This is a genomic window from Arthrobacter sp. AK01, assembly GCF_021109375.1.
GTDB lineage: Bacteria > Actinomycetota > Actinomycetes > Actinomycetales > Micrococcaceae > Arthrobacter.
This window is the reverse complement of record NZ_JAJOHP010000064.1, coordinates 18238-27539: the sequence shown is the minus strand read 5'-3', so window position 1 is coordinate 27539 and position 9302 is coordinate 18238. Positions and strand designations below refer to the sequence as shown.

The window sequence follows — 9302 nt, the reverse complement described above, 5'->3', positions numbered from 1 at the left end:
CCCCCCCCCCCCCCCCCCCCCCCCCCCCCCCCCCCACCCCCCCCCCCCCCCCCCCCCCCCCCGCCCCCCCCCCCCCCCCCCGCCGGCCCACCTTCTTCTTTGTCTGCGTACGTCTTAGCCAGCCAGCCAGGTCCGCAGTGCGCGGAGGCACTCACGGATGGCATCGGCGTCGACGTGTTCGTTGTCCTTGTGCGCCAGCAGCGGGTCGCCTGGTCCGAAGTTCACCGCCGGAATGCCGAGTTCACTGAAACGCGCGACGTCGGTCCAACCGTATTTGGGCTTGGGCTCAGCGCCCACTGCGGCAACGAAGGACGCGGCGGCGGGGTGGTTGAGGCCCGGGCGCGCGCCCGCGGCAGCGTCTGTGCGGACGACGTCGAAGCCTTCCAGCAGCTCGCGGACGTGCGCTTCGGCTTGGTCCGGTGTCTTGTCCGGAGCGAAGCGGTAGTTGATCTCCACCACACAGCGGTCCGGGATGACGTTCCCGGCCGTGCCCCCCTTGATTTTCACGGCGTTGAGGCTTTCGCGGTAGTCGAGGCCGTCAACGTTGATGGTCCGGGGTTCGTAGGCGGCCAGCCGGGCAAGGATCGGTGCGGCGGCGTGGATCGCGTTGACGCCCATCCATGCTCGCGCAGAGTGGGCTGTTTCGCCGATGGTGGTGGCTTCGAAACGGCTGGTTCCGTTGCACCCGCCTTCCACCGTGCCGTGCGTAGGTTCCAGGAGGATGGCAAAATCGCCATCCAGCAAGTCGCCGTGATTGCGCACCAACCTGCCAAGGCCGCTCTTCACCGCCTCCACTTCCTCATGGTCGTAGAAGACAAAGGTGACGTCCTTGTCCGGCTCCCGACCGTCGTCGAACAACGTTGCCGCGAGGGCGAGCTGCACCGCGACGCCGCCTTTCATGTCGGTGGTCCCGCGGCCGTAGAGCACACCTTCGCCGGGAACGCCGGACTCCCAGGTGGCCGGTACTGTGCCCAACGATCCGTCAACCGTGGGCAGGGGAACAGTGTCCAAGTGCCCTGCGAGGATGACGCGTTCAGCGCGGCCGAGTTCGGTTCGGGCGATGATGGCGTCACCATCCCGGACCACCGTGTAGGCGGGGATGGCACGCAATGCGGTCTCAACGGCGTCTGCCAGTTCGGTCTCGTTGCCGGAGACACTATTGAAGTCAATGATCGCGGCCGTCAGCAAGGCAACGTCCTGGCGCAGGTCAAGGAGGGCGGGAGCAGGGTTCAGGGTCACCCGTCCAGCCTAATCCCCGGAAACAACCACAAATGCGACTTCTACGGCATGAGACGGGTTTTAACCGACCTCTGCCTGCTGGATAGACTTGGCCCATGACTGAAACTGCTTCCTCTGCTGTGCCCGCAACCGCGCCCGCCAACCCCCGATCGGCTTATGGCTTCGGCCTCGCCACCATCGCCACCTCGGCTTCCGGGGAAGCAACCGTGCTGGACGTCTGGTACCCCGCACCCGCACTTGGTGTGGCGGCAGATACCCTGCGCGATGTTGAGAACGCCGATCCCGCGCTCACTGCACTGGCCAACGACGGCAAGGATGCCGATCGTGGCACGGAGCAGAAAGTGGTCTTCGCGCAGATTGACCTCGACGCCGCACCGGCAGACACTGCCGATGCCTACCTGCGCCTGCACCTGCTGTCCCACCGCCTGGTCACGCCGAACAGCATCAACTTGGATGGCGTCTTCGGCAAGCTGCCCAACGTCGTGTGGACCAACTTTGGCCCGGCCGCCGTTGATGGTTTCGAACTGACCCGCGCCCGCTTGCGTAAGCGCGGCAACGTGGTGGTCTATGGAGTGGACAAGTTCCCGCGCATGGTCGACTACGTTGTCCCCACCGGCGTGCGGATTGCCGACGCCGACCGCGTCCGTTTGGGTGCGCACCTCGCCGAGGGCACCACCGTCATGCACGAAGGCTTCGTGAACTTCAACGCAGGCACCCTGGGCACCTCCATGGTGGAGGGCCGCATCTCGGCCGGCGTCGTTGCCGGCGATGGCACCGACGTTGGCGGTGGAGCCTCCATCATGGGCACGCTCTCCGGCGGCGGCAAGGAAAAGATCGCACTGGGCGAACGAGTACTGCTGGGCGCGAACTCCGGTGTGGGCATCAGCATCGGCGACGACTCAGTAGTGGAGGCCGGCCTCTACGTCACCGCCGGTACCCGCGTGCGCGTCCCCGGACCCAAGGACGAAAATGGCGAGGACACCAGCAAGATCATCAAGGCCGTGGAACTCTCCGGCGTGCCCAACCTGCTCTTCCGCCGTAACTCCACCACAGGCGGCGTGGAAGTCCTTCCCCGCAAGGGCCAGACGGTAGAGCTCAACGAGGCTCTTCACGCCAACTAGCAGGAGGACCTCCGTGCGCCGGTTCCGCCGCGCCATCGTTGCGGTGCTGGCCTTGGCCCTCGTAGCAGGTGCCATCTACGCGATCGTTGCTGTGCTGCAGCGCTCCGAGACCTTGGTCACGGAGCGCTGCGTCGCCGTCGTGGGTTCAGACAGTCATGAGCTGGCCACGGATCAAACAGCGAACGCTTCGCTGATCTCCGCGATCTCCGTCCAACGCGGGCTGCCGCCCCGGGCGGCGAGCATAGCCCTTGCGACCGCCATGCAGGAATCGCGGCTCCGGAACATTAATTATGGCGATGAGGCGGGCCCCGACTCCCGTGGCCTGTTCCAGCAGAGGCCATCACAAGGCTGGGGCACCGAGGCCCAAGTCATGGACCCGGTCTATGCAACGAATGCTTTCTACGACGGCCTGGTCAAAGTTCCCGGTTTCGAGACCATGGAAATCACCCAGGCGGCCCAAGCTGTCCAACGGTCGGCCTTCCCCCGCGCCTACGCCCAGCACGAGGGCATGGGCCGCGCTTTCGCGTCGGCCCTTACAGGGCACTCTGAATCATCGCTGGACTGCGAATTGCGCATGCCCGACGCAGCTGGTGACCCTGCCGCCGTCGTGGATGAAATCACGACGGCGTTCGGCACCCAAGCGGCTACGGTACAGGGCCGTACGGTCCAGCTGGACGTCACGGGCACGCAGGCGTGGGCAGTGGCCCACTGGGCCGTGGCGAATGCCAAGTCGTTGTCCATCACGCAGGTGGACGTAGGCGGACAGACGTGGAACCGCGAGAAGCGGAATGGGTGGCAGGCCGCGGCCGCGCCTTCTGAAACGGTCACCGTTACGGTGTCGGCGCCCACCACCTAAGCACTGCTTCCCCAACGTCCTTCAGGCGAGGATCTCCACCACCGGCTGGACGTAGCTACGGAACACATCGGGCTCTGACAGCAGCCTGTGGCTCATGATCATGGTGCTGGGCTCCAAGTACCACGCACGGGGTTCATTGAGGGGAAGTTCAATGATCGTGAGGTCGAAGTCGCGGGAGCTGCGGCCGACTTCCAGGAGCCGGTCCTCCACCATTTCGTTCAACACCTGCGTCACGCCGTTGGCTTCCCTGGCGGCCTCAAGATCGGCGTACTCGTCAATCCTGTCTGTGGCCCAGCCCAAGGCCGAGCCAAAGTGGGCCTGCAAGACCCGTTGAAGTGCAGGGGAATTGCCGAACGCCTTGAAGCTTGGCGGTGAAAGCTCATGAGCCGGTTGGGGATACGACCTCACCAATTTCTCCCACCAGGCCTCCCATTCAGTCTTGAGGGCCTGGACGCCGCCTACGTCAGAGGTGAGGTGGGTGTGGTCCGCATGCCGGACTTTGGGGGCTGCGTGGGACAGGCTCGGTTTTCCGGCACCGTCCAGTCCAGCTACATCGCGCAAGTACAGGGCGATGAGCATCGGCCCGGACGTGTCCATGGTGATGCGCCATCCCGGGCCGCCTGACTCATGCATCCGAATTCCTCCCTTGGCAGGTTCCCGACAAGTCCCAGTCTATTCCCGTTGAGTCTGGACGGTAGTGGCGGGGCGGCACTGGTTGACGGAAGCACCCGTCCTAGTGCGCCGGCACTGCACCCAGGGATCGCAGGTGCGCGGTGAGGACGTCGCTGCACATTTCCGCCGTCATCCATTCCGGCTGCAGCAGCGCATGCATGCACAGCCCATCCATCGTGGCCAACAGCCGCTCGGCTTCGATGACGAGGGTTTCCTGGACGTCCGCACCCCCAGGGCTCAGGAGCATGATCAAACGCCCGACGACGGCCGCTACGGTGCGGTGGCTGCGCTCGGCTTCGGCCGCCAGGACGGGCTTGATCCGGGCAGCGTGCCTGAACGCCATCCACACGCAGGCATCCACTGCGAGTTCCTCGTCCAACGGCAGGAACTGTCCCAGCAGGTTGAGGACAGCGGCATGCTGTTCCGGGCTGCCACCCGCCTGTTGCTCGACTACTGTCAGCGCTAATTCAAGCCGTCCGGCAATGCGGTCGATCACTGCGCCAAACGAGAAGACCAGGAGGTCGTCGCTGCTGGCAAAGTAGTGCCGGACGGAACCCACGGCCAGTCCTGCCTCGTCCGCTACTTCCCTAAGGGATGCCCGCTCCAGGCCATCGCTGGCAATGATCCGGAATACAGCGTGGACAACATCAAGGCGCCGGGCTTCGGCATCAACTATTTTGGGCACTAATAGTTTTTAGCACGAACGTGCTTCAACACCGCTCAACACAGAGCGGCGTGGCTCCGATTTCCGCTAGCGTAGGAACCATGAAAATTCTTGTCACGGGTGGCACCGGCTACATCGGTTCCCACACCGTTTTGTCCCTTCAGGAAGCCGGCCACGACGTCGTCGTGCTTGATAACCTCGTGAACTCCAGCGAGGAATCCCTCCGCCGGGTTTCGGAGCTCACCGGCAAAACCGCCGCGTTCCACAAGGTGGACCTGGTGGACGAGCCCGCAGTTGAGGCCGTGTTCGACCAGCACCAGATCGACGCCGTCATCCACTTCGCCGGGCTGAAGGCCGTGGGAGAGTCCGTTCAGGAACCCCTGGCTTACTACTACAACAACATCGTGGGCACCTTGAACCTGCTCCGGGCCATGGACAAGCACAATGTGCGCTCCATCGTTTTTAGTTCTTCTGCAACGGTGTATGGCGAGCACAACCCGATCCCCTACATCGAGAAGATGGAAATCGGCGCGAACAACCCGTACGGCCGCACCAAGGAACAGATCGAGGACATCCTCTCGGACCTGGGCAACGCGGACGACCGCTGGCATATCGCACTGCTGCGCTACTTCAACCCGGTGGGCGCGCACCCGTCCGGCCGCATCGGCGAGGACCCCCAAGGCATCCCGAACAACCTCGTTCCATTCATTGCGCAGGTAGCCGTCGGACGCCGCGAAAAGCTGATGGTCTTCGGTGGGGACTACGACACCCCCGATGGCACCGCGCAGCGGGACTACATCCACGTGGTGGACCTGGCGGATGGACACGTAGCAGCCCTGAACTACATCGCAGAGCGCGCCGGCGTGCGCCGCTGGAACCTCGGCTCCGGCCGCGGCTCCTCTGTCCTGGAGGTCCTGCGCTCCTTCGAGAAGGCCGTCGGTCAGCCGATTCCTTATGAGATCACCGGCCGCCGTCGTTATAAGGCCTGGTACTAGTTGGCCGGGTAGTTGCGCTCCGGCTCCCCTGTGTAGAGCTGCCGCGGGCGGCCGATCTTGGTCTGGGGGTCGTTGATCATTTCGCGCCACTGGGCAATCCAGCCCGGGAGGCGCCCGATGGCGAACAACACGGTGAACATCTTCTCCGGGAAGCCCATGGCCTTGTAGATGAGGCCGGTGTAGAAGTCGACGTTCGGGTAGAGCTTGCGCTGGATGAAGTAGTCGTCAGCCAGGGCCTTCTCTTCGAGGCGCATGGCGATGTCCAGCAGTTCGTCGTTGCCGCCGAGCTTGCCGAGAACTTCGTGGGCCGTTGCCTTGATGATCTTGGCGCGGGGATCGTAGTTCTTGTACACGCGGTGTCCGAAGCCCATGAGGCGGACGCCGTCTTCCTTGTTCTTGACCTTCTCCATGTAATCCTCGGGCTTGATGCCGTCGGCCTGGATCTGGCGGAGCATTTTCAGCACGGCCTCGTTGGCTCCACCGTGGGCGGGTCCGAAGAGTGCGTTGATGCCGGCGGACACCGACGCGAAGAGGTTCGCGTTGGACGAACCCACCAAACGCACGGTGGACGTGGAACAGTTCTGCTCGTGGTCAGCGTGCAGGATGAGCAGCAGGTCCAGCGCCTTGACGACTACCGGATCCATTTCGTACTGCTCAGCCGGGAGGCCGAAGCTCAGACGCAGGAAGTTCTCCACCAGGTTCATGGAGTTGTCCGGGTAGAGCATCGGCTGGCCGATGGACTTCTTGTGGGCGTAAGCGGCAATGACGGGCAGCTTGGCCATGAGGCGGATGGTGGAAACTTCCACGTGCTCCGCGTTGAACGGATCCAGCGAGTCCTGGTAGAACGTGGACAATGCCGAAACAGCCGAGGACAGTACCGGCATGGGGTGTGCGTCGCGCGGGAACCCGCCGAAGAAGCCCTTGAGCTCTTCATGCAGGAGCGTGTGGCGGCGGATGCGCTGATCGAACTCTTCCAGCTCCGTGGGGGTGGGAAGGTTGCCGTAGATCAGCAGGTAGGAAACTTCGAGGAAGCTCGAGTGCTGCGCGAGCTGCTCGATCGGGTAGCCGCGGTAGCGCAGGATGCCTGCGTCGCCGTCGATGTAGGTAATGGCCGAGGTGGTGGCCGCTGTGTTCATGAAGCCGGGGTCATAGGCAACGGCGCCCGTCTGCTTCAGCAGCTTGGAAACGTCGTAGCCTTCGTTTCCTTCTACAACCTGGATGCGCGGCAGTTCGAGTTCGCCGCCGGCATGGCGCAGTGTTGCGCTGGTGGTCTCAGTCATGGAGTCCCCTTCATGAGGCCTTTGGGCCTCTATCGAACGCTTGTCCAACCAACTTCTGGTGCCGCCGCCTTCGGCCCTACTGTTGCAGGGCTCCAACGGCCGAAGTGCTTTCTTAGTGAAGGCCACCATTGATAGTCAGTTAAAAAGCTACCGCCAGTAACCCTACGGAACTAATCCGTGCCGTCCGGTTACTGGCGGAATGACGCTGTTAGTGGTGCAAGTCACAGCATTGTTATGCGCTGGACCCAAGTCGGTCCACAGCGGTGTCGATTCGTTCGTCGCTTCCCGTGAGGGCGACACGGATGAAGCCATTGCCGGCGTCGCCATAGAAAACTCCGGGACCGACCACGATGCCAAGCTCGGCGAAACGAGCCACCGTGTCCCAGGTTGCCTCACCGGCAGTCGACCACAGGTAAAGGCCGGCCTTGGATTCGTGGATCTGCAATCCGAACTTTTCCAGCGCGGGCACGATTCTCTCGCGGCGCCCACGGTACAGATCCTTTTGGGCCAGAACATGGCTCGCATCACCCAAAGCAACGCGCATCGCTTCCTGCACGGGGAAGGGAACAATCATGCCGGCATGCTTGCGGCTGTTGACCAGATTGGCCATGATCGTCGAGTCGCCGGCCACGAAGGCGGCACGGTAGCCGGCCAGGTTGGACTGCTTGCTCAACGAGTACACGCACAACAGGCCGTCGGTGGACCCACCTGTGACGCGGGGATCCAGGATGCTGGGCACAGCTTCTCCCCCGCGCTGGGCGTCCCATTCGCCCCAGCCGAGCTCTGCGTAGCATTCGTCCGAGGCCACCACGGCACCGAGTTCGCGGGCCTGGCTCACGATCCTGCGGAGCGATTCCACGTCCCGGACACTGCCGGTGGGATTGCCCGGCGAGTTGATCCACACCAAGCGGACCTTCGCGCGGGTGGCAGCATCCAGTTCATCCAGGTCGTCGGCAGCCACGGCCGTGGCGCCTGCCAGTGAAGCGCCAATGTCGTACGTCGGGTAAGCAACCGTAGGACGCACAACAACATCCCCGGCGCTGAGGCCGAGCAAGAACGGCAGCCAGGCCACCAGCTCCTTGGAACCCACCGTCGGCATGACGTCCTTGGGGTCCAAGCCCGGGACGCCGCGGCGGCTGGCGAACCAATCCACCACGGCCTGCCGCAGTGCTTCTGTGCCATGAACTGTGGGATAGCCATGGGCGTCCGCAGCGGCGGCAAGGGCATCACGGATCAGCCCCGGGGTGGGGTCCACAGGCGTACCAATGGAAAGATTCACTGCACCGCCCGGGTGCTTGGCGGCCGTGGCGACATACGGCGCCATGGCCTCCCACGGGTAGTCAGGCAGGTTCAGGCCGAAAGCCGGTGCCGCAGAAATCAAAGCAGGTACCGCCCTTAGTGGTCTTGGTTCTGCGGGGGCAGTGCCGAAATGAACGGGTGGTCCTTGCCTGTGTTGCCAATTTTGGCAGCTCCGCCCGGAGAGCCAAGGTCGTCAAAGAACTCGACGTTGGCCTTGTAGTAGTCAGCCCACTCTTCCGGGGTGTCATCCTCGTAGTAAATGGCCTCAACCGGGCACACGGGTTCACAGGCACCACAGTCGACACATTCATCGGGGTGGATGTAGAGGGAACGCTCACCTTCGTAAATGCAGTCGACAGGGCACTCTTCAATACATGCCTTGTCCTTGACATCCACACACGGCTGCGCGATTACGTACGTCACGTCCCAGACCTCTCCACGGTTTGTCCCGGCGATGGCCGGGTAATACTGCCGGCATCATGCCGGACACTCAACTTCCGAGCCTATTATCCAACAGTCCGCTAACGCCAACCTAGCCCGCGTCTTAGTATGAAACGGTGACTCCCCCGCATTTGCCGCCCAGACAGTTCCTCCTCACTGCAGAGCCAGGTATCCGGGTGGTGGTCCGTTACAGGGTCGACGACGGCCTGACGGACGCATTGGGCTACCTTCTGGACACCAGCGAGAACAGTTGCACGGTACGGACCCGCACGTCCGACGTCGAAATTCCCCTGGCGATGGTCATCGCGGCAAAAGAGGTTCCACCGCCACCGCCGCGGCGGCAGGCTGTCCGGCGCGAAGGCGGCTCGCCACCACCAGCATGACCAGTGTCACTGCTGCGATGCCGAAGACCCATACATTGCCCACGGCGTCGCCGAGGACCAACTGTTTGGCCGGTCCCGCGGATGACAGGACGCCGACCGCGGCGTAGCTCACCACGCCGGATACCGCCGTCGGCAGTATCGAGCGCGACCAGGCGGCCAACCACAACTGCACGGAGGCCAACAGCACCAGTGCCGCCACAACGCCCCACGGAACCTCGACGCCGGCCATTGACGCTGCTTGGCGGTGCAGGGCCGTACCTGCCGTGGCAACGAAAAGAGCCGCCAGTACGGCCGCGGCAATGCCACGAACCGTACCGGCGGCTCCTCTCTTCATTCAGCTGTTCCTGACTGT

General features: G+C 63.6%; 10 protein-coding genes. 3 read left to right on the top strand and 7 right to left on the bottom strand.

What is annotated here, in order from left to right:
* Positions 1-114: 114 nt before the first annotated feature.
* Positions 115-1239: a succinyl-diaminopimelate desuccinylase gene (dapE, locus tag LN996_RS18820; RefSeq protein ID WP_231341910.1), complete on the bottom strand. Its 1125-nt coding sequence runs from the start codon at positions 1237-1239 to the stop codon at positions 115-117.
* 95 nt (positions 1240-1334) lie between these two features.
* Between dapE and dapD the strand changes: the two genes are divergently transcribed.
* Positions 1335-2360, top strand: a complete 1026-nt coding sequence (dapD, locus tag LN996_RS18815) for a 2,3,4,5-tetrahydropyridine-2,6-dicarboxylate N-succinyltransferase (protein WP_231341909.1) — start codon at positions 1335-1337, stop codon at positions 2358-2360.
* A gap of 13 nt (positions 2361-2373) precedes the next feature.
* On the top strand, positions 2374-3216 hold the full coding sequence (locus LN996_RS18810) for a hypothetical protein (protein WP_231341908.1): 843 nt from the start codon (positions 2374-2376) through the stop codon (positions 3214-3216).
* Positions 3217-3237: 21 nt separating this feature from the next.
* On the opposite strand, the gene LN996_RS18805 is transcribed toward LN996_RS18810, so the two are convergent.
* Together LN996_RS18805 and LN996_RS18800 are read right to left on the bottom strand one after the other, a co-directional pair.
* Positions 3238-3849, bottom strand: coding sequence for a hypothetical protein (locus LN996_RS18805; protein WP_231341907.1), 612 nt, complete (start codon positions 3847-3849; stop codon positions 3238-3240).
* Between the two features lie 100 nt (positions 3850-3949).
* Positions 3950-4573 (bottom strand): TetR/AcrR family transcriptional regulator, encoded by a 624-nt coding sequence (locus tag LN996_RS18800; RefSeq protein ID WP_231341906.1) that lies wholly within the window; start codon positions 4571-4573, stop codon positions 3950-3952.
* Between the two features lie 80 nt (positions 4574-4653).
* On the opposite strand from LN996_RS18800, the gene galE reads away from it, so the two are divergent.
* A complete protein-coding gene (gene galE, locus LN996_RS18795) occupies positions 4654-5547 on the top strand; it encodes a UDP-glucose 4-epimerase GalE (protein ID WP_231341905.1) in 894 nt (297 codons plus the stop codon).
* Here the strand turns inward: galE and LN996_RS18790 are convergent.
* The 4 genes from LN996_RS18790 to LN996_RS18775 all read right to left on the bottom strand — a co-directional run bounded on the left by LN996_RS18790 (position 5544) and on the right by LN996_RS18775 (position 9284).
* Positions 5544-6827 carry a citrate synthase gene (locus LN996_RS18790; protein ID WP_144648484.1) on the bottom strand — a complete coding sequence of 428 codons (1284 nt, stop codon included), beginning with the start codon at positions 6825-6827 and terminating at the stop codon, positions 5544-5546. The genes galE and LN996_RS18790 overlap by 4 nt on opposite strands.
* A 232-nt stretch (positions 6828-7059) precedes the next feature.
* The gene (gene dapC / locus LN996_RS18785; protein ID WP_269215830.1) at positions 7060-8208 is read right to left on the bottom strand and encodes a succinyldiaminopimelate transaminase; all 1149 of its coding nucleotides are present in this window, start codon (positions 8206-8208) and stop codon (positions 7060-7062) included.
* 14 nt (positions 8209-8222) lie between these two features.
* Complete coding sequence (gene fdxA / locus LN996_RS18780; RefSeq protein ID WP_024817464.1) at positions 8223-8549, bottom strand: ferredoxin; 327 nt, start codon at positions 8547-8549, stop codon at positions 8223-8225.
* 318 nt (positions 8550-8867) lie between these two features.
* On the bottom strand, positions 8868-9284 hold the full coding sequence (locus LN996_RS18775) for a hypothetical protein (protein WP_231341904.1): 417 nt from the start codon (positions 9282-9284) through the stop codon (positions 8868-8870).
* Positions 9285-9302: the final 18 nt, after the last annotated feature.